17 protein-coding genes and 1 other annotated feature are annotated in these 19,027 nt (G+C 34.3%); of the genes, 2 read left to right on the top strand and 15 right to left on the bottom strand.

Annotated elements, in window-relative coordinates; all coding sequences use genetic code 11:
- Nucleotides 1-3: 3 nt before the first annotated feature.
- The 10 genes from ACIQXW_RS01980 to proS form a co-directional block, all read right to left on the bottom strand.
- Nucleotides 4-1,674, bottom strand: coding sequence for a GspE/PulE family protein (locus ACIQXW_RS01980; protein WP_340825591.1), 1,671 nt, complete (start codon nucleotides 1,672-1,674; stop codon nucleotides 4-6).
- 18 nt (nucleotides 1,675-1,692) lie between these two features.
- Complete coding sequence (locus tag ACIQXW_RS01975) at nucleotides 1,693-3,048, bottom strand: VanW family protein (protein ID WP_402759594.1); 1,356 nt, start codon at nucleotides 3,046-3,048, stop codon at nucleotides 1,693-1,695.
- Between the two features lie 319 nt (nucleotides 3,049-3,367).
- Nucleotides 3,368-4,885, bottom strand: a complete 1,518-nt coding sequence (locus tag ACIQXW_RS01970) for a DUF7305 domain-containing protein (RefSeq protein ID WP_402759593.1) — start codon at nucleotides 4,883-4,885, stop codon at nucleotides 3,368-3,370.
- Entirely contained in the window at nucleotides 4,885-5,319 is a 435-nt protein-coding gene (locus ACIQXW_RS01965) for a PulJ/GspJ family protein (RefSeq protein WP_401019009.1), read from the bottom strand. The genes ACIQXW_RS01970 and ACIQXW_RS01965 overlap by 1 nt, the downstream gene beginning before the upstream one ends.
- A gap of 6 nt (nucleotides 5,320-5,325) precedes the next feature.
- Nucleotides 5,326-5,784: a prepilin-type N-terminal cleavage/methylation domain-containing protein gene (locus ACIQXW_RS01960; RefSeq protein ID WP_401019010.1), complete on the bottom strand. Its 459-nt coding sequence runs from the start codon at nucleotides 5,782-5,784 to the stop codon at nucleotides 5,326-5,328.
- A 307-nt stretch (nucleotides 5,785-6,091) separates the two neighbouring features.
- Nucleotides 6,092-8,170 (bottom strand): DUF2339 domain-containing protein, encoded by a 2,079-nt coding sequence (locus tag ACIQXW_RS01955; protein WP_402759591.1) that lies wholly within the window; start codon nucleotides 8,168-8,170, stop codon nucleotides 6,092-6,094.
- A gap of 90 nt (nucleotides 8,171-8,260) precedes the next feature.
- Nucleotides 8,261-8,512 carry a phage holin gene (locus tag ACIQXW_RS01950; RefSeq protein ID WP_173478208.1) on the bottom strand — a complete coding sequence of 84 codons (252 nt, stop codon included), beginning with the start codon at nucleotides 8,510-8,512 and terminating at the stop codon, nucleotides 8,261-8,263.
- Nucleotides 8,513-9,210: 698 nt separating this feature from the next.
- Nucleotides 9,211-9,387 (bottom strand): competence pheromone ComX, encoded by a 177-nt coding sequence (locus ACIQXW_RS01945; protein ID WP_340825597.1) that lies wholly within the window; start codon nucleotides 9,385-9,387, stop codon nucleotides 9,211-9,213.
- A gap of 14 nt (nucleotides 9,388-9,401) precedes the next feature.
- Nucleotides 9,402-10,271, bottom strand: a complete 870-nt coding sequence (locus tag ACIQXW_RS01940; protein WP_340825598.1) for a polyprenyl synthetase family protein — start codon at nucleotides 10,269-10,271, stop codon at nucleotides 9,402-9,404.
- Nucleotides 10,272-10,771: 500 nt separating this feature from the next.
- Entirely contained in the window at nucleotides 10,772-12,208 is a 1,437-nt protein-coding gene (gene proS / locus ACIQXW_RS01935) for a proline--tRNA ligase (RefSeq protein WP_401019015.1), read from the bottom strand.
- A 50-nt stretch (nucleotides 12,209-12,258) separates the two neighbouring features.
- Nucleotides 12,259-12,474, bottom strand: a binding site (T-box leader).
- A gap of 251 nt (nucleotides 12,475-12,725) precedes the next feature.
- Here proS and ACIQXW_RS01930 point away from each other — a divergent pair.
- Together ACIQXW_RS01930 and ACIQXW_RS01925 are read left to right on the top strand one after the other, a co-directional pair.
- The gene (locus tag ACIQXW_RS01930; protein ID WP_402759588.1) at nucleotides 12,726-13,088 is read left to right on the top strand and encodes a YbgA family protein; all 363 of its coding nucleotides are present in this window, start codon (nucleotides 12,726-12,728) and stop codon (nucleotides 13,086-13,088) included.
- Between the two features lie 58 nt (nucleotides 13,089-13,146).
- Nucleotides 13,147-13,491 (top strand): BRCT domain-containing protein, encoded by a 345-nt coding sequence (locus ACIQXW_RS01925; protein ID WP_402759586.1) that lies wholly within the window; start codon nucleotides 13,147-13,149, stop codon nucleotides 13,489-13,491.
- Nucleotides 13,492-13,667: 176 nt separating this feature from the next.
- Here ACIQXW_RS01925 and ACIQXW_RS01920 read toward each other — a convergent pair whose 3' ends face one another.
- The 5 genes from ACIQXW_RS01920 to ACIQXW_RS01900 form a co-directional block, all read right to left on the bottom strand.
- Nucleotides 13,668-14,321, bottom strand: coding sequence for a peptidylprolyl isomerase (locus ACIQXW_RS01920; RefSeq protein WP_402759584.1), 654 nt, complete (start codon nucleotides 14,319-14,321; stop codon nucleotides 13,668-13,670).
- A gap of 75 nt (nucleotides 14,322-14,396) precedes the next feature.
- Nucleotides 14,397-15,230, bottom strand: a complete 834-nt coding sequence (locus tag ACIQXW_RS01915) for a metallophosphoesterase (protein ID WP_402759583.1) — start codon at nucleotides 15,228-15,230, stop codon at nucleotides 14,397-14,399.
- Nucleotides 15,231-15,372: 142 nt separating this feature from the next.
- A complete protein-coding gene (locus ACIQXW_RS01910; RefSeq protein WP_402759582.1) occupies nucleotides 15,373-16,773 on the bottom strand; it encodes a HAMP domain-containing sensor histidine kinase in 1,401 nt (466 codons plus the stop codon).
- Nucleotides 16,757-17,404, bottom strand: coding sequence for a response regulator transcription factor (locus tag ACIQXW_RS01905; protein ID WP_402759580.1), 648 nt, complete (start codon nucleotides 17,402-17,404; stop codon nucleotides 16,757-16,759). The genes ACIQXW_RS01910 and ACIQXW_RS01905 overlap by 17 nt, the downstream gene beginning before the upstream one ends.
- A gap of 125 nt (nucleotides 17,405-17,529) precedes the next feature.
- The gene (locus ACIQXW_RS01900) at nucleotides 17,530-18,822 is read right to left on the bottom strand and encodes a glycoside hydrolase family 5 protein (RefSeq protein ID WP_402759578.1); all 1,293 of its coding nucleotides are present in this window, start codon (nucleotides 18,820-18,822) and stop codon (nucleotides 17,530-17,532) included.
- Nucleotides 18,823-19,027 lie beyond the last annotated feature (205 nt).

The following is a 19,027-nucleotide window of genomic DNA, read 5'->3' as shown; positions in this document are numbered from 1 at the left end:
ATCCTAGTCTACATTTGCTACACGTAATACTTCTGAAGTAGTCGTTTGTCCTTCAACAACTTTTAACAATCCATCTACTAGTAACGTGTAATAGCCTTCTTGTTTCATATAGTCGCGAATAGCACTATCTCCACTACGATTTAAAATCAAATCTTTAATCGTCCGATCGATTGGTAAAATTTCATGGATGGCCATACGCCCACGATACCCCGTTTGATTGCATGAAGGACAGCCCCTTCCACGTCTGCCATGTGTTACCCCTTCAATGCCGTTTTTCTGCATGATTTCTAGTTCGTGATTCGTAAAAGCATAGGTTTCTCCACAATCTCGACATACTTTACGCACTAAGCGTTGTGCCATAATACCTACTAATGAAGAAGATAGTAAAAACGGCTCTACCCCCATGTCCTGCAAACGAGAAATAGATTCCACCGCACTATTTGTATGCAATGTACTTAACACTAGATGCCCTGTTAAGGAGGCACGCACAGCAATTTGCGCAGTTTCCAAATCTCTTATTTCCCCAATCATTACTATATCTGGGTCTTGTCGCAAAATAGAACGTAATCCAGTTGCAAATGTTAACCCAACTTCTTCTTTCACTTGAATTTGGTTAATGCCATCGAGCTGATATTCCACAGGATCTTCTACTGTAATAATATTGACGCCCTCTTCGTTCAAGTTACTTAAAGCCGCGTACAATGTAGAGGACTTACCTGAACCAGTAGGGCCAGTAATGAGCATAATGCCATTCGGGTGCGCAATCATTTTACGGAAAAATGCTTCATTGCGCTCTGTAAAGCCAAGCTGATCTATCGCATTCGCTACATTGCTTAAATCCAAAATACGCATGACAACTTTTTCTCCATAAACAGTTGGTAGCGTAGAAAGTCGAATATCCACTGGCTTGAAATTGACATTTGTTTTAATACGCCCATCTTGTGGAATACGATTTTCTGTAATATTTAAGTTGCCCATAATTTTAATACGAGCGAGTACAATACTTTGCATGTGCTTAGGCAAAGACCGTTCAGTTTTCAGCACACCGTCTACACGATATCGAACCCGTAAATCCGTTTCTTGTGGGTCAAAGTGAATATCACTCGCACGTTGCGCAACACCGTTCGCAATAATTTGATTGACGAGTCGCACAATCGGTGAATCTTCACGTTCGATTTCTACTTGTGTTTCTCCAGCAGTTGCCCCAATATCTTGCAATGCCGCTTCCATTGATTCCTGTAAATCATAATATTTCGTAAGTGTTCGATATAAATCATCTTTTGCGGCTATACTCGTTTCGATTTGACAGCCTGTCGCCATGCGGACTTCTTCGATTGCGAAATAATCCATCGGGTCTGCCATCGCGATAAATAGCTTGTTTTTCTCACGTCGAATCGGAATAATATTTGCACGTTTTGCTAGCTCCGCAGGAACGAGTTGAAGTAAATCCGGGCTTATTGAGTATTGATTTAAATGAATATGTGGGATGCCTAATTGAAACTCCAGCACCTCAATTAATTGTTGCTCTGTTAAGATATTTTCTTTAATTAGAAAATCGCCTAACTTTTCTTCTTTTGTTTTAGTCGTAAGAGCATACTCTAGCTGCTCATTCGTAATAACTCCCGATTCAACAAGTAAATCCCCTAAACGCTTACGCCCAGTTCTTACAGCCATTTGCATATGCTCCTCTCATTACGGACTTGTTTGTACAAAATTACCGCCTTTATCGTAGTAACCATAAACAATTTCCGGATCATTCGACGATGTTGTATTTGAAGATCCACTTGTATTCGAAGTGTTATTATTGGTAGATGGATTTTTAGAAGGTTGTTCTGGCGAATCCGCTAATCCGTCCCCATCTAAATCAAGCTGTAAATCTGCATCATTTGAAGTATTTCCTGTACCATCACTTACTGCAGGCTGTCTTGAAGATTGAACGACAATTCTATTGATTGGTGCGTAGTAATCACGGCTCACCAATTCTTCTCTAGAACTACCGTTTTCCATTATCGATCGATACACTTCTACTCGCACACCTTCTTGTCCATTTTGTATAATCTCTTCTTGTCCAATGGCTAAATCTTTTGAATAGCGAGTAATGATTCGCGGCTGTACGATTTTATCTTTACTTACACGAACGGTAATTTCTTTTTCTTTGTTTTGAGCTAATAATTCTACTTTTAATGAGTCGTTTTCAATCATTAGTTTTAACTTACTCGGTTGATTGGCATCATTGATAAATTGCAAATCTTTATTTAATGCACGATTGACTGCTGCATCCAAACCTTGTTGTAAATACTCAATCTTTTTGTCTTGTGCATGTCGCTCTAAAATCTCAAATTCTGTTTGCAGTACCGTATGATAAATTAAAGAAGCTACAAAATTTAACCCTTCACTATTGGCTTCCTCTGCCTTTTCTCCTATAACGCTTATCAAGGAGAACGGCTCATTCGGAGCGATAATGTAGTCATTTAACGTATTTACTAGTGCTAAAACACCTTTTGCATTTGTCGGTATTTGCTCGATTGATAATGCTAATCGCTCTGCTTCCATAGAAGTCGTATCTGCAACGGTTGCTTCAATGCTATGTTTATTTAAATAAGATGCTTGCGCTATAACTTCATTTAAAGTTGTTTCTGCCTCCCATACCCCCATAGATTCAAGCTGTTTTGTCAGCTGCTCGTCCCCTATGACTTGTAAAGGAATATGAACTGTTCGTTTTCCCTCCCAAAAGGCAAACCAAGGCTTATCCGTTAAATTGCGATATTCAGCCACCGAACTTGCGACGTCAAATACTAACAATTTTGGATCGAGTGATGTTGTTACACCTGCACCTTCAACAGTAATTGGCGTATCTTGCCAAACACGAATAGCTTCTTGCAAAGCTACCTCTATTGCATCCTCTTCTAAATTTTTTACTAAAACGCCTCCAATTGTGGAGCCATCACCTTTTGCTAGCGCACGATCTATGATTAGATTCGGAAGCCATAAAGCTAACAGCACAACTAAACCTACTATAATCGCACCCAACTTCAAATATAATTTCATAGCCTCACAACCTTTACTAATTTATTGAAAAAATGAATGTCTATTATATTATTTAAAATCATTACTATATATCTATATTTTTATAATACTACAAAGGTATCTCGTTTGAATATACCTTTTTACCCAAACTTTGGCATGTTTCAGAATTCCGACATCATTTTTTATGCTATATTATTCAATTAATTAATAATTAATAGGAGAATAATAGGTTAGCCAAAACGAAAAAAAGGCCAAAACCCGTATAATCTCGAGTTCAGACCTTAATTGTTTAATGAAATTAATAACAGAGTACCTCACTTTTAGCAATTATTTTCACCTATTACTCTACTTCAAGCATACTATTAGAAATGGTTAAATTATCATTTTCTTCATACTTTATCTCTTCTCCAGAAGTGATGTCAGAACTTGAATTCTTTTGATAAGTAACAGTAGGATTACCACTACTTTTCACATTATAGGCCATTATCCCCCCAATCACTGTACCTGACCCACTTAATTTCACTTCAGCATTCGGTGCATAAATATACGTATTATGATTAAAGGATCCCCCACCTATAGAAATACTTGGCCCACCTGAATAAATACTTCCTTGTATGCTACCTGAACCATCAATCTTAATTGATGCAGTTTTAACGTAAATAGACGCCTTCGTTCTAGAATCACCAGCAAACTCCATATTGGATGACCCGTTATAATATAAATTTAAATTTTCAAAACTCCCACTGTTATTCATAGTTGAACTACCCATAAATTTAAAACTATCTTTTATATAAATGTTCAGTTTGCCTGAACCTATTATGTTAAAATTCCCCTGTTCATTAAATGCAAAATTATCGATGTATAAATTCTTATCTGAATCCCCTACATCTATGGTCAATACTCTATTAGATGCAACTGTGAAATTTTTCAAATACATATCTTGAGTAAGAGGAAGAACTCCACTGAATTTTGCAACTCCGTTTATATTTCCATTACCACCACCATCAATTTTAATTGAATTATTATCTAAATTTAGTTGCGTTTTTTTCCCATCAATCGTTACTTGTATGGACTTAGTATGCGGTTTTGAACTTAAATTAGAAAACAGACTTTCCGGAAAAGACGGTAATATGTTTTCAGGAAATGCAATATTCCCAATAAACTCATTTGAAATATTCATCCAACTTGGCTTTGAAAAATTTTCTGGTGTCACTCCAATTTTGCCTTTAATATTTGTTCCACCTTGGGTAATACTGATTTTTCCGCTATCGGAGACTACATCCCCATTAAATGTACCCCCACCAAGTTCTATATTTTTTATAGCATGGATTGCAGAGGTATTGGTAAACGTCGATCCAGTCGAAGTTCCATTGCCCAAATCAATTGTTATCGTTTGTGCAACAATTCTATTTTTGTTTCCTAATGTCCCTACGGAATTTATCTTATATTGCAATGGCTCCAAATTCACTTGGTCGACTGTAATCTCAGCAATAGGATTTTGTTTAAATTGTTCCTCATAAGTTACTGAACTAGGGAGCGTATTTAAACTACTATCAAATGCATTAACAAAATGCGCTTTGAATTTTTCAGGTGTTCTCTCTTTAGCTGGTAATTTGTTGAATATTAAACGAGTTTCATCATATGTAGTTAATACAAGTTGCTCAAAATTCTTTTTCGTTTTGTTTAAGCCACCCTCTGCAATATAAAACACCGATTGATCGTCGCGTTCACTGGTAGAAATTTTTAACGAATTCGATGTTAATGTCAAAAGGGAGATACCAAGAATGGATATTAAAGCAACTAATAAAACGACTAAAATTAGAGAATAGCCCTTTTCTTGTTTAATATATTTAAGCATTAAATCCCTCCTCTAAAATAAATAGTTGATAAAAAGGGTTTATTACCTGGTTGCGTAATTTCAATCGTAATATAGTTCCCCATGTTATCAATCTTAAAATTTAAAACATTCGAAGCTATAACTTCCGTATTTCTTGTTAGTATTTGATCCTCACGATTAAATTTATAAATATATTCTTCCGAGTTTTGATTGTTTTTTAATGTATATTCATCACCACTGGATTTTAATTGTGTAGATTTACGTGCATCTTTAGTAATGACTTTTAAAGCATAGCTTGCATCAGTTAATTGCATGCTCGATTTCATTTGTTTATTACTAGTATTATTACTATTTATTAAAATGCTTAGTAGAAATACCGAAATGATTGTTACTATTATGGTCGCAGCTAGCACTTCTAGTAGGGTCATACCTTTTTCATTTTGAAGTTTCGACATAAGATTCTACCTCTTTTCCACAAAACTAAAAATGTTCTCTACTTTAGCCTTTAAGACCTTACCACTAGAATCATACACCTCAATAATAATTCTCACTGTATTATCTGGTGATAAGTCTTTTGCTTTCACTATTATTTGTTCTTTGTTTTTAGCATACGAGGGTATCGTTGGATTGTATAAAGTAAGATTGTTTGTTGAATTTGCTTCATCCTTTGTGTAAGGAAATGCTGTTTCCCATGTATCTTTAGTAGCATATTTGAAATAGCTATACATTTTCTCCATTTCTTGCTGCGCTAAATAAGTTGCGTCTATAATTTGTTCAGAGCTTTTTCCCGTTTTATTTGATTGAATAAGCAGACCGAAAAATGATAATAAAATTAAAGTTATGATGACGATTGAAGCAACGACTTCAACTAATGAAAAACCCAGGTTATTATTGTATAATCCCCTTTTTTTAAGCTGCATTTTCCTCTCTCCCTATTTTTCAAATTAATTATGTAAACCACAAAAATTAATGGCATTTATTAGTATGAAACATCCTGATAGCATTCAATAAATTTCCTTTACAGTATGCTATTTATACTATTTCATATATACTCAATAATTACAATACTCCTTATCAATATGATATTTTATTTATTTAATTTATTCTTCAATTTTAAAATGAATACAAAGAACCAAATCCAAATATTTTCCTATAACGTAAAAGACCGTTTACTAGTAAAAATTAGTAAACGGTCTTTATAAAAAATATAGATTTTCACATAACATTTTATTTCCTCAACAACCGCCCCGACAGCAGCATGCCAATTCCACCAATTGCAATGAAAAGTACTGCTCTTATTAATAAATCGAGTGCCGATAAATCGAAGAATATAAGCTTTACAAATGCGATGGCTAGTATGGCAAAGCCAGAAAGCCGAAGTATTCGTAAATGTCGTACTGAGCCGAGCCATAGTGATAAACTTGCCGACAAGAATAGTGTTATTGTCGTGAATGCAATACTGAGTTTCCAATCCAGTAGATTATTGTAAGCTAGCTGTGACACGAGACCGCATAGTGCAATCATCGTGAATACTACGCTTGCGCTGACAATTGGATCTAAAAATTTCGTCATATGTTGTTGATAAATTTGATAAATACGCCCCTTCATCAGTAAATCGAAGATGATAGCTACAAATACTGCAATATAAACTAATCTAGTACCAATATTCAACCATACAATTCCTTGTACATTATATGGAATCACACTGAGCATGAGCGTAACAAGAAGGAAAAACAGACCGACAACTGGCGTTAATGCACGGCCTTTATATTTTTCAGGTAGCAACAGCGAGCCCACAAACAGTATCACTATACCGATACTCATCAAATGCGGGAAATTGCTAGCACTTGTAACATAAACACTATCAAGCTTAGCAATATAAGCAAGGAAGTATCCAGCTGTAATAACAGCTAAAATATCTGTCACATATAAATCCTTCATTATTTTCTCAAAAGCATTCAATGTTTCCTTCTGACGTATTGTATACATATAAATAATTAACAAGTATACGCCAGGCAGTATTAAGCTAATATGTCCTATGCTAAAAAATGGGGTCGGCTCATGTACGATATAGCTTAAAATAAGTGCAATTGAAAACCCGAATGAACTAACAACCTTCATTAAACTTGCTCGTAGTCGTAAGCTCATCATAACACCTGCAAATGTCATGAATGGTAAAAGTAAATCATCAACCTTTTCTGGTATATTCATAATCAATACTGTATTACAAAGTGTAATAAATGCGAGTGTTACAGCACTATCAAATGCCTCCTGCCATTTTTGCTTATAGCTATAACCCGCTACAGTTACAAACAAAATACATAGTCCAAGCAATAGTACCTCATTATATTCAAGCCGACTACTTACGAGGTTCATAAGGAGTAAACTAAAGATCCCTAAACTAAATTGTAGTCCAGCATGAATATGCTTCGATTTAGATTCAGCATTATATAAGCGACACCAACTTGTGTAAAAGATTGCAAGTGTAATGAGCAATCCTATTGCAAAAACAACTCGATTGTCACTATTCATAAACGCTACAATACTTACTGCCATAATAGAGAAAAAGGTTGTGACATAGAGCGCAATTTTTTGTTTATGTTGAAGTATAACGAATTGCAGCATTGTAAACAGGACGATCACAAAAATTAATATAATGAACGCGCTAAAATCCATATACTCTAGTAAATAAGGTAGTAGCAACGAGGTAAAAGCAACAAATAAAGTAAGCACTTCGTTTTTCTTTAAATAGCTAATGGCTATACCATAGACAATAAACCCAAAGGCAATGAACAATGCTAAAGTTAAGCCTAATACCTCGTATAAAATAGCACCAGCCGCAGTTGTTAAAATTCCTACGATAAATGCCCCACCGTATAAGGAAATGGTTACAGCTGGAGATGCCATCTTTTTCTGCTCTAAAACATAAGCTATAGCCCCTAATGCGATTGATAATAAATAAGCGAGGATGATTTTCACCTCGTTCGATAAGTAGCCATAATCACTAACTAGCTTTAGCCCCCATAACACTCCCAGCACTAAAATAACCATAAAGACTTTCGGGAGCGCCCACATAATTTGCTCCTCAAATGAACGCTGTGGCTGAGCATTAGTTTTCGGTGTTGATTTTTGTATTGGTGTTGGTGTTGGCTTTGGTAATGCAGGTTGTACAGTAATGGATCGGTTAACATTTTTTACAGTTGTCTTTTGTTGTGACTGTTGTTGCTTTAACACATCCATTTCCTGCCGTAACTCTTCCATCTCCTTTTCAAGCTTAGCGATTCGCTGCTCCATTTCAAGCGACAATCAATCATCCCCCTAGCTATTAGAATTTTCTTACATTATATCATATTCATTCTATTGTAAAATTACACTTTTTTAAATGTAATGAAATGTTTATCTTGGTCTGCGATACATTAAAGCACGTTCACTATCACTGGTGCCACTTGTAGTCGGATCAACAACAACCCCCATTAATACAAGAATCGATAACACTGTATTCAAAATGGACGTTAGTTGCTCACTCATTCCGCTTGTTAAATCAAAGCCAAACAAAGCTCCCACTTGCTGAGCGAGTAGTAGCAGCATGGAAAACAACGCTAATACAAACGGCTTATGCATGAATCGAACTTTCCAGTTAATTCTCATATTTGCTCACCTCCCCCCTTCCTCACTACAGTATATGCGCCTTACAACTTGGCACATATGCAAAAATATAGCTTTACAAAGAGGAATTTATAATTTCTTCCCAATAAAATTGTCGTTTCAATTTCTATTAACGATAGTTACAGTTTTATCGGCGATTTGCCCTAGCTTATCGGCGATTCACATTGTTTTATCGGCGATTGGAACTAGTTAATCGGCGATTCACACCGACTTACCGGCGATGACAACCTTTTCTATGAACTAAAATTTACAACATTACATAATATAGAAATGAACTAATGAATAAAGGATGATGTAGAAAATGTCTTACAGAGAAAGACCCGATGTGTGGGACGAAGATGGAAGGGATATTGATCGTTGGGAAAATGACGGTGGTAGAAGTCATTTAATAAGACAGGGAATTTCCGCTTAGCCACTTGTCTGCTTTGCAGAAGTACTGTAAATACAAATGGGCTGTCTATTACTTAAGATAGCTTATTTGTATTTGTCTTGAATAAGTCCGCTATGTAATAAAAAAAGGAGATGAACTATTGATACATAGCTTCATCCCCTCTAATTCTAAGCTTATCATTTACGTCAATAATTTGTAAAATCCTCCCTATTTGTGCTTAAACAAGTACTCCTAATGACAGGACTATTAACCACAATGGAAAGTCTACAAATGACCTTAGTGGTAATAATTACGCGCGCCAGTAAGCAGAAAGATTATTTTTTAATACTTTCTTTTCGCCTTGTTCAAAAGACTCTAAAATTAAATTTTTTTCAAATTCATTGATATTTAAAAGCGATACTTTATTCTCTTTTAAAAGGTCTAAAATGTTTTTGTTTTTTTGAAGATATTGAGTAATTTCTAACATGTCCTTCACCTCATCTAAATATATTGTTTGAATATTTCAACATTTTGTGTTGGATATACTTCTTTTAATAAGTCTAGTGCAAGATTAAGATATTTAGATTGTATTAGATGCACGTAAACGTGTAATCCAGAATCTACAATCTGCTGTTTAGTAATACAAATCTTCGTAGTTGCATTCCCTTGCTGTCTATAATACAATCGCAATTCGTCAAATGCCGAATCCTCGAATTGTAATAAATATAGTAAAGGCAAGGTTCTTTTTTTAACTTGTAAATCTCTTTGTAAATTTAATAAGTCGTTATAATCATTTTTAAGTTGAGCGACAATTGCGATATAGTGCGCACTCATTTCAAGCTTTGTTGTATACTTTCCAGTCGCTAACACTGCGCCAAGCGTGGATGAAAGTGCTATTAATGAACCTGATTTCTTTTTAACAACATCTATATACATTTCTTCAGATGTAATCTTGTTCATTAAGTCATGATGCTGTCCGTCAACCGCTTGTAGTAAGTAATGGCAAAATAAACGGGTAACCTCACTTTTATAAGGTATCTCTAGCTTTTCTAGCTCCAACAATACGATACTAACTAAAGCTGTAGAAGCATTCAACAATATGTTCCCATCTATTCCCCACTTTGATTCATCACCGTCTTCAATATCATCAACGATATCCGTAAAAAGAATCCATAATTCTAGAAGATTAAAAACTTCTTCTATAGATTTCGTTAATGTGCCACCATTCATTTGAAAATGCAATTTACTTAAACCACTAAAATCACCACCTTCATGTTGATCTAATAAGTCGTTTAAACAGCGATTAAACTCATCTGATAGTTGATAATTACCTGCAATTATCTTTAATGATTGCTTAATTCCCTCCATCATTCACCCTACCAATTATTTATTTTATTGAGATTTCACCTTACAGCTTTCTAACGATTAAAATGGACTGTTAACAATGCGCAATATTTTGGATGTTCGACTCTGGTATATCAAATACAATTTAACCTCACATCAATGAAAGCGCTTACTGAAATGACTTAAAAAGTTCTAACCATTTATTACATTGGACTTACATATGTATCATACTCTCTAAACAAACTAGAGGTAAAAAAATAAAAATGTCTGCTGGTTCTACAACTATTTTTCCTATTACTTACTAGTATATCATCTATCCTTAAAATGTAAATATATACATATTTTAAACTATTAACACTTTTAAACCAATTAATAATAAAAATTATGTATTATTATTACAATTATCTTTCTAAAATCTATATTAGTGATATTAAATTTTTTAGAGCCGTAGAATATGAGTAAAAAGTCATTAATAAAGCGTTTCAACAAAATTGTTGAAACGCTTTATATTTGTACTTCGTCGTAAATTAGTAAGCTCGTGCAAACCAAACTGTATGTTTTGCTTCATGCCCACAATGAATGCAAGTATCCTTTGTAACTGGTGGGTTAAATGGAATGTTACGTGTTGTGAATTTTGTCTCTTCTTTTACCTTTTCTTCACATGCATCGTCTCCACACCAACCTGCTAAAATCCAACCTGGTATTGTTTCATTCTGTTCAGCTTGAGTTAAATGTTGTTGTAACTGCTCCATTGAATCAATATGTGTATGCGAGTTATTCGCACGGAAAGCTTTTGCTTTTTCGAAAAGACGTGTTTGCATTGTTTCAAGTTCTGTTTCAATGCTTTCAACAATTGTTTCTAAAGATACAGAAACTTTTTCTTCTTCATCACGGGCTTTCATTAAACCTTGTTGATTCTCTAAATCACGTGGTCCCAACTCAATACGTACCGGTACACCTTTTAACTCCCACTCATTAAATTTATAGCCTGGCGATTGATCCGAGTCATCAAGGCGAACACGAATTCCTTTTGCTTTTAACGCTGCAAAAATTTCATCTAATTTCTCGATAATAGCAGGGTTCTTTTTCCATGGTCCAACAGGGATTAACACAACTTGAGTCGGTGCAATCTTTGGTGGTAAAACAAGACCTTGCTCATCGCCATGCACCATGATGACAGACCCGATTAATCGTGTCGATGTACCCCAAGAAGTTGTATGCACATAAACATGTTTATTTTCTTTATTTAAATATTTTATATCAAATGCTTCAGCAAATTTTGTACCTAAGTAATGGGATGTACCCGCTTGCACAGCTTTTCCATCCTTCATCATCGCTTCAATAGAGAATGTATCAACCGCTCCAGCAAAACGTTCAGATGGTGTCTTTTGTCCATCATATACTGGAATCGCTAGCAAACCTTCTACTACTTCTTTGTAAATTGCTAACATTTGCATTGTCTCTTTACGTGCATCTTCTTCATCGACATGGGCAGTATGACCTTCTTGCCATAAAAATTCAGAAGTACGGATAAACGGTAGCGTTTTCTTCTCCCAACGGAATACATTTGCCCATTGATTAATTAAAACTGGAAGATCACGATAACTTTTAATCCAATTTGAATATAAATGTCCAATCATTGTTTCAGAAGTTGGACGTAATGCTAAGCGCTCCTCTAACTTCTCACCCGCCGCTTCTGTAACCCATGGAAGCTCTGGTGAAAATCCTTCAATATGATCTTTTTCCTTTTGAAAAAATGATTCTGGTATTAACATCGGGAAGTAAGCATTGCGGTGACCTGTTTCCTTAAACCGCTTATCCATCTCTGCTTGAATGTGCTCCCATAATTCATAGCCGTCTGGTTTAAAAGCAATACAGCCACGAACTGGCGTATAATCCATTAAATCCGCTTTTTGAATCGTATCCACATACCATTTTGAAAAATCGTTTATTTTTTGAGCCATCTTCTTTTCCTCCTATGTTTTAAATAATAAAAAAAGCATAAAGCATCCTAATAAAGGACGTCTTTACGCTAATTGACGTGGTACCACCTTAGTTCGACTTAATAACTATATTAAGTCCTCTAAACGTTTGTAACGAAACGACTCGGTTAGTTGTTAACTGACATCTCCGTGGTAGGGTTCAATAAGAAGAGGTGATATAGCTTTCAGCCTAGGCTATACTTTCTGTTTCACAATACTTATTTACTTGATCACATCATCGATTTATTATTTATACATTAATATACCAATTTGCTAAATGTAATTCAATCATTACTGTCATACATCCCCACATATTACCCTACCCAACGGAGGAAATCCCGCTCGGCGTTTTAAAAATAGGGCAAGACCTTCTCATCTCTCCCAACTTACAGTGTTTTATTTGTTTGTTTAGCTAAAATATCATAGAAATGTCGTTAATCAACATGTATGATGTTTATACTGTAATAAATTTAAACAATTGTTATGAGAAGGTGATTGTATGAAACGTCAACGAACTGAAAAATTATGGCGAGAAGAAAAGTATCGTGTCATGTTTCATAGCCAAAAGCATTACAATCAGCTTCGGCTGGCAATGCGCGATATACTGCCCCATGAACAAATTGAACAATTGATCGAAGATGCATTACAACAAATACCTACTGACGGCAGCATGCGCAATGCGTGCCAGCATATGTGGGGGTATTTCCGTAAAGTTGCTACATCCGAGGAAAAGCAAAAATATGAGAAATTGCTCATCACTGGTCAAATACCGGCGCTTCTTTGCTTTTTACAGCAATTATCCATACAATATAACATTACATATTTACGACAAAGTACTATTTTAAAAATACCGGAAGAGTAAGTCTAATTTTAAAGCAAGATATTACACTCCTTTAAAATCAACCTCTTAGGAGACCAACATGAACAAAAATCAGGACAATACAGAAGTTATCTACCTATCCAATCCATCCGAACGTTTCATGCATCCATTTTATAATAAACAAATCGTCTTTACAGGAGCCCTCTCCACAATGACACGCTCTGAAGCTGCAAAAAAGGCCCGAGCTTGTGGAGCTTTCATGCAAGGGGCTGTGACAAAAGAGACAGATTTCCTTATTCTTGGCAAAAACCGACGAGAAAAAAGCACAAAACATTTAAAGGCTGAGCAGTTAATTCAACTCGGTCACGACATTCAAATTATAGCTGAAGATGATTTTATTTGGCTTATTTCAATGCAAAAAGAGTATGTACCATCGTCTTTATAATCACGATTCCTGCAAAACATCATTTTCTGATTCCTTTTAATGAAAATGTTTTAGAATTACTGAAATAAAAAAATGAGGAGCAAAATGATCTTTGTTTCTCCAAAGAAAAGCACGTTGACCAGCCGCAACACTGCGGTCAATCAACGTGCTTTTAAATTTTAGTAGTATGTCTAATGCTATTTTTGCACTACTGGTGCAGGATAGTCAAAGCCCTTTGTATCCACTTCGACTTTTTTCATGATTTGATCTTCTAACGGCTTATCTGTAGCGTCTCGATCAACTGCAACAATCTCATCTACCGTTTCCATACCTTCGATGACTTTTCCAAATGCAGCATAATCACCATCAAGATGGGACGCTTCTTCAGTCATAATAAAAAATTGTGAGCCCGCAGAATTTGGATTGTCATTCGTCCGTGCCATTGAAATAACACCGCGCTCATGTTTTAAATTATTTTCAAAGCCATTATTCGTAAACTCACCGTTAATCGAATACTCTGGTCCACCAGATCCATTTCCAGCAGGATCTCCACCTTGAACCATAAAGCCAGGAATTACACGATGAAAAATAAGCCCATCATAAAAACCATCTTTTACTAAAGATATAAAATTAGCAACTGTATTCGGTGCTACTTTAGGCTCTAGTTCAATAACAATTTTTTTATCGTCATTCATCGTAATTGTCACAATTGGATTTTCTTTCACTGCAGATGCATAATCTACTTTTTCTTCCACTGTCTTATCCTCTTTTGATGTTCCACAACCTGTCAGAACAAAAGCTAGTGCCATCAGACTAAAGACAAAATACAATACTTTAGATCGTGCCAACATTCTTTCAACTCCCTATATAATCAGTTTATTAAAGTATATAACTATAAGATTATTTAAGACAACTTATATATAATCTTACAAATGAATATTAAAAACGGAGATTTCAGGTGGGACCATAAAACGAGCTGGAATTCTAGATGTCCCTATTCCGGTATTTACATAAAGTTGCATCCCATTGCTTTTATTAATAGTATAAAATCCATCACTATATTTTTCAGCTAAGGAAGTAGTCATTGTTTTCATAAATGGGATTTTTATTTGTCCTCCATGACTATGCCCAGCTAACATCAAATTAATAGAAGAATCTTTTAATAAGTCTGCCATATCTGGTTCATGCATAAGTACAATTTTATAATCAAAACTATCATCCAATTGCGATAACAATTGGTCTATATCTGGATTTCCAAGCAAACCATCATCCAATCCTCCGATAAATAGCTTCTTATCATTTAATACAGTAACATTTACTCCACTATTTTTTAATAAAGTAAAACCTGAATTCGTTAATAAATCTTCATATATTTTAAAAGCACCACCACCGTAATCGCGGTTTCCCCAAACTGCATATTTCCCCATGGTAGCTTTAAGCTTTGATAAATTTTCAGTTACTTGTTGTTTCTGTTGAAATGTAGAAAAATTTTCGAATAAATCCCCTGTAAAAACAATAATATCAGGTGATAATTGATTAATCTTTTCTACTAAACGGTTTAATTGTTTTATTGTGTAAGTTTCACTAACTTGAATATCAGATATTTGAACTACTTTGACTGATTCACCTTTGTCTTCATTTAAATCATACGAATGAATGACAAGCCTCGTTGGTTCAACTTTAAAAGCGTATCCTACAAATAAACCTATTAATACCATCAGTAATAAAACTATTTTTACAATCCTTTTAAAACTCTTCATTCCAATATAAATGCCCCTTTCAAATCTATAACCATTATTATAAAGGTGCTATGTTACAGTAATATGTACTTTTTATGATTGTTAGAAAAAGGCACTCAATAAATGAAAAAAACGTGCACCAAATAGATGCCCGTTCTTTGTTTTATTTTGATTCAACTAAATCAAACCATATCGTAAAACGAATATACGAGTCTACTAACACCACTTCATACTGTAAATCATTTTTAGCTAAGATGCTAGCAACAATCGACAATCCTAAGCCTGTCCCGCTAATTTCTTTGTTCCTCGATTCTTCTGCTACATAAAATGCATCCCAAATAAAAGGAAGATGCTCTTGTTGCAAACTTGTCGTTTTATTTCGTATTGAGAACTTTATTTTGTTTTTATCTTCATTTGTTAAGTTGATTTCGAAATACTGCTCTTCACCATATTTAATGGCGTTGCTTATTAAATTATTCATTACAATCTCTATTTGATTACTATCTTCATAAATAAAGGAATGTTGTATTGAATCTAAATTTTGCACTACATGCACATTGTTATTTCTTAATGAAATATTATATTGTGTAATAATTTTTTGAATAAGATGCTTTAATTCGAATGGCTCTTTTTTCACTTCTAATTCGTGGATTTTAGATAATTTGATTAAATAATCCACCATTTCTGAAGTGTAATTTACTTGTTCTAAAATAATATCCGTATAGGAGCCATCATCAAAACCATCTTTAATACCAATTGTATATGCTTGTATTAATGACAAGGGTGTTTTTACTTCATGAGAGATACTTGAAATTAACGTATTTAAACTTTGATTTTTCTTTTCTAATTGTGAATGAACATTTTTCAAAGAATTACTCATTTCATTAATACTGTGTGACAACTCCTCAATTTCATCGCCTGAGGTTATCTCCACTTGTTTAAAGTTTAAATTTGTAATATCTTTTGCTATGTTTTTTAATTTCTCTAAAGGAGTAATAATTTTCTTAGAGAATAGTGCTACCAATAATATACTAATTATAATTCCTAGCAATAAGGAATATAAATATAATTGGTTTACTATTTTTAAAGCATCTGTATTATGAGCAACTACTGTTCCTACTAACACTAAATGTTGATCTTTCTCATACAGCACAGTTAGAAGGCTCGACTTTAGTTTTCCTTGATTAAATAGTAGTCTTACTGTTTTTCCTTCCTTTATTTTTTCTAGAGAATTCTCCGTAATCCAAAATTTATTTAAAACAATTTTATCTTTAAACAATGCAAATTCGATATTTTCATTAATTTCATCGGTACTACCGCTATTTTGAATAATAACAATTGTAACGTTATTATCATTTTCAATTTTTTCTTGTGTTTCTATTAGTTGTGGAATTGTTAAATCCTTTAGCTCTTCATATACGGCGTTAACATTATTTTTCATTTTAAATAAATAATAATTAGCGGAAAAATAATTGTTTAACAAAAAGGAAACACCGAAAACGATGAGCATAATTACACTCACCATCAATAACAATTTCTTTCCAATTTTATTCAACTTTATCATTAAAGCTATACCCCATTCCTCTATGGGTTAAAATATGGTCATCTCCAATCTTGTCACGCAGCCTATTAATGTGCGTATCGACTGTACGTTCCTCACCAAGATAGTCCAAGCCCCAAACCATTGATAACAAAGAATTTCTAGATAATACTTGCCCTTTATTTTCATATAAAATCTTCAATAAGTCATATTCTTTTTTAGAGAGTACTATGTCTTCTTCGTCCTTAAATACTTTCTTACTTTGTAAATTGATTTTCAAATTCCTTATTTCAGCCAACTTTTCTGTTCCAAGCATTTTTTTCACTCTTAAAATTAATATTCGCGGATCAAATGGCTTACGAATATATTCATCTGCCCCAATATCTAATGCCATAAATTCATCATCATTGGACGACTTTGCTGTTAACATGACCACTTTCGTTAAGCTTACTTTCTTTATTTCTCTGCATACTTCAATGCCACTTAACTTAGGCATCATCCAATCCAAAACTGCAAGATCGATTTTTTTTGAATAAAAAATTTCAAGTGCTTCTTCTCCTTCAAAAGCAATACTGACATTAAAACCTTCCTTTTCAAAATAGGTTTTCAAGATAGCAGTCATGTGTTTCTCATCATCAGCTATTAGTATGTTCACTTTGTATAAACTCCTTATCTGTCTTACCAGTAACTCTTCTCATAATAAAAGGCAAAAGGTGAAAACCTTAAAAGAAGACTTCACCTTTTTTCTAACATTTATACGATAGCGTAGCATACGTATTTTTACTTTTCTAATCCATTTTTCAGGGCACCCCATAATGGATTACTTACTTCTACTTGTTCTCGATTTGATAGCTCTCCTTTTTCAAATGCCTCCCAATATTTCCAATTTGGCGGTTGCTCTCCTAATTGATAATCCATGCCTTCCCATGTGTCTTCACGGAATGCATAGAAAGCCCAATGCCAGCCATATTCATCAAAAATTGAAATAAGATCTGATAAATATTGATCAGCACCTTTGACCATTCGGTTAATGCCGAATTCTTCCGCAATGATTCGATTAGCAGGCATATTATTATCTTTTGCCCACTTATCTACAGGTTGTAAAAAGTCTTGTAAAGTATCTTTATTAAACATTTTTTCCGTTTTCCGCTCTCCTACTTTCACCTTGCCAGGATAAGCATACTCGAATCCTCGTTTACGATTTTGACTTGTCATTTCATATGGCTCATACATATGAAATGCGTACAGTACATTATCATCTTGGATTGGTTTCAGATACTCAAATGCCCAAGGAGTTGCATATAATCCAGAATTAAGAATAATCGGTGTATCTTTATCCACCAAGCGAATCGCTTCTACAATCGTTTCATACAATTTATTTAAATCGGCAGCTGTATTTTCCACTTGACTATACCAGTCACTATAATCCTGCGTCCAAAAATCATTAAATCCTGTAGCTGTTTCAGGGTGTGGCTCATTCACTAAATTATATCCAACAACAGCGGGATGACCCTTCAATCTAGTAGCAAGATCTTGCCAAAACTGCGCTGATTGTTGATGATAACTTAAATCCTGCCATAATCGATCATCGTTTTGACGATTATTAAATTGTCTCCAACGATTTCCTGGCAAACTTAAAACTGTTAACACTACTTTTGAACCTCGTTCATAAGCTGCATCCAAGTCTGCTTTTAATGCTTCAAAATCTTCTTCTACAATACCTTCATAATGATCTACATTACCAATTAAAAAATCTTTTTTGGGATTTGAATCTGGCTGATCATTAAATAAAAAATCTCTGTCCTTTGACCATTTATCTGGAGCTAAGCGTATAAATTCGATGTTTTCTTTATTAGCTTCTGTATAGTTTTCTGGTATGGATTTTGAATTCATGAAATTGGTACCTTTTTTCTGTTCATCCCAAAATGATAACTTGCTTGCTAGTGTACCTGCCTCTATATTTATTTGTTTTTCTTCTTCCTGTTTACTTGCACATCCTCCTACGAGTAATAGGACAAAAACTATAATTAACGAAAGAATACTCCTTTTCGAACGATTTTGATTGACTCTCATCTCTTCACCTCACAAGCATTGTAAAATACTAATGTCACAAGCATGTCACATAAAAAATTCATTAATTACTACGTTATCTCTTATGTATTTAAAATAGTCATATTAAACACTTGGTACAATGCTTTTTGAACGAGGCAATATTCTAGATACAAGGTGATAGAATTCTACAAAAAATTTAGCAATGATAGCCTAAAAAGCCAATTTC

Origin of the sequence: Lysinibacillus sp. NPDC097162 (genome assembly GCF_044762185.1) — a bacterium.
GTDB lineage: Bacteria > Bacillota > Bacilli > Bacillales_A > Planococcaceae > Lysinibacillus.
This window is presented reverse-complemented; position numbering and strand designations above follow the sequence as displayed.